We start from the raw sequence: 2,254 nt of genomic DNA, 5'->3' as shown, positions 1-2,254 counted from the left end.
CATCTGGTGTGTCCATCCTCGCAGTATCCGGTTCTCAAGGTGCACGCCCCGCGGCTGATCCGGTTCGACCGGGCCGCGCGGCAAGGAGATATATTGCCAGACCGGAGGGGCGCCGTGGGCGGGAATCTGGACGTACACATTTCCTACATATCTAAGTACTCTCGGCTGGCTGGTTAAAAACAGGAGGGGACCTCGCATCCGAGATCCCCTCTTTCGCCCATCTATAGCAATAAACTCTTAAATACCTTATGCCAGCAGCTTGCGACCGGACTCCTCGATCGCGTCAAGTGCTGCATCTGCCTCGGCGGCATCCGCGCCCTTAGCGAAGATGTACAGCTTAATCTTGGGCTCGGTGCCGGAAGGACGAACAATACCCTTGTTGCCACCCTCAAGATCGAACTCAATAACATTAGCCTTCGGCAGGCCGTTCACGCAGGTGTTGTAATCAACGACGGCCTCAATCTTGGAACCGGCGAGCTCCGCGGGCGGGTTCTCGCGCAGACCGGCCATGATGCCGGCCATCTTTGCCGCACCCTCAGCACCCGGATAGCTCAGCGAAATCGTCTTGTTGTGATAGTAGCCATACTTCTCGTACAGCTCGTGCATCGCGTCGGCAAGGTTCTTTCCCTGGAGCTTGTAATACTGCGACATCTGGCAAATCAAAAGCGAAGTGCTCACGGCGTCCTTGTCGCGCACGTGGTCGCCGGCCAGATAGCCGTAGCTCTCCTCAAAACCGAAGATAAAGCGATCGACCTCGCCAGCATCGGAAAGAGAAGTAATGATGTCGCCGATGTACTTGAAGCCCGTCAGGCAGCGACGGAGCTCAAAACCGTACTCGTCGGCCAGAGCGTCAACCATGGCGGAAGAAACGATAGTAGTGACAGCAACCTTCTTAGTGAGGTCCTCACCGCGAGCAGCGCGGGTCTTGCAGATATAGTCGAGCAGCAGAACGCCCATCTCATTGCCGGTCAGCAGCAGATAGTCATCGCTATTCTTAACGGCAACGCCAACGCGATCGGCGTCAGGATCGGTTGCAAGCAGCAGATCAGGGTGTACCTGCTCGCACAGGTCAATGCCCTTCTGCATGGCCTGGCGAATCTCGGGGTTAGGATACGGGCAGGTCGGGAAATCGCCGTTAGGCTCCTTCTGCTCGGGAACAACCGTGACATCGGTGATGCCAGCGCGCTCGAGCACCGTCGTGACGGGAATGAGGCCGGTGCCGTTGAGCGGAGTGTAGACGAGCTTAAGCGGAGCGCCAGCGATCTCCTCGGCAGAAAGGTTGGTCACGCCGCGGGCGAGAACGGCGTCATAATAACGCTCGAGGCACGAGTCATCGATCCATTTGACCAGACCCTGCTCAAGAGCCTCATCGAAGTCCATGGACTTCACGCCGGTAAACGTATCGGTCTCGGCGATAGCCTTAGAAATTGCATCGGCAGCCTCGCTGGTAATCTGGCAGCCGTCGGGGCCATAGGCCTTATAGCCGTTATAAGGCGCTGGATTATGACTAGCGGTCATGCAAATGCCACCGGAGCACTTAAGGTCACGGACGGCCCAGGAAAGCGTCGGCACGGGAGAAATCTTAGGATACACGAGAGCAGTCACGCCGTTTGCGGCAAGAATGGCAGCCGTCGTCTTAACGAACAGTTCACCCTTATTGCGGCTATCGCGAGCGATGGCAACCGTCGGATGCTCGAAGGTCGCATTGAGATAGTCAGCAAAACCCTGCGTCGCGCGACCAACCGTATAGATATTCATACGGTTAGTGCCTGCACCGATAGTGCCACGTAGACCGGCGGTACCGAAGGCGAGATCTTGGAAGAAAGCGTCGGTGATGGCGTCTTCGTCACCCTGCTCCTTCATCGTGTTGAGCTCAGCGAGGAGCTCCTCGTCCTTGACATTGGCAATCCAAGTATCAAGCAGCTCATGAACATCTGCCATGTGAGTCCTTCCGTCACAATCAATAAAACAACCCGTGTAAAACAGGACAAGCGCATCAGCGCGCTAAAGCAAATATTAGTCCATTGAGAACAGAGAACCGGCCACAGAACGGTGAACGTTTATATTCACCGGTGGATGATTGGATTGATTTAATTGCTTAGTGAATGCCGCCTTTAACGCAAAAAGGGGGGAGGCCGCGAGGCCTCCCCCTTCTCAGTTCAAGCGTACGGCTCGGTGCCGTCCACCGGTCAGCGGCGCCCTGGCCTCCCACGGGCTGACCCCGCAGTACTCTCGGCGCGATGGGGCTTAGCTT

General features: G+C 56.6%; 1 protein-coding gene. It reads right to left on the bottom strand.

What is annotated here, in order from left to right; translation table 11 throughout:
* Nucleotides 1-246: 246 nt before the first annotated feature.
* Nucleotides 247-1,941 (bottom strand): phospho-sugar mutase, encoded by a 1,695-nt coding sequence (locus AAAX75_RS09990; RefSeq protein ID WP_349092068.1) that lies wholly within the window; start codon nucleotides 1,939-1,941, stop codon nucleotides 247-249.
* Between the last annotated feature and the right edge of the window lie 313 nt (nucleotides 1,942-2,254).

It is taken from the genome of Collinsella sp. CLA-ER-H7 (genome assembly GCF_040092345.1).
Taxonomy (GTDB): domain Bacteria; phylum Actinomycetota; class Coriobacteriia; order Coriobacteriales; family Coriobacteriaceae; genus Collinsella.
This window is presented reverse-complemented; position numbering and strand designations above follow the sequence as displayed.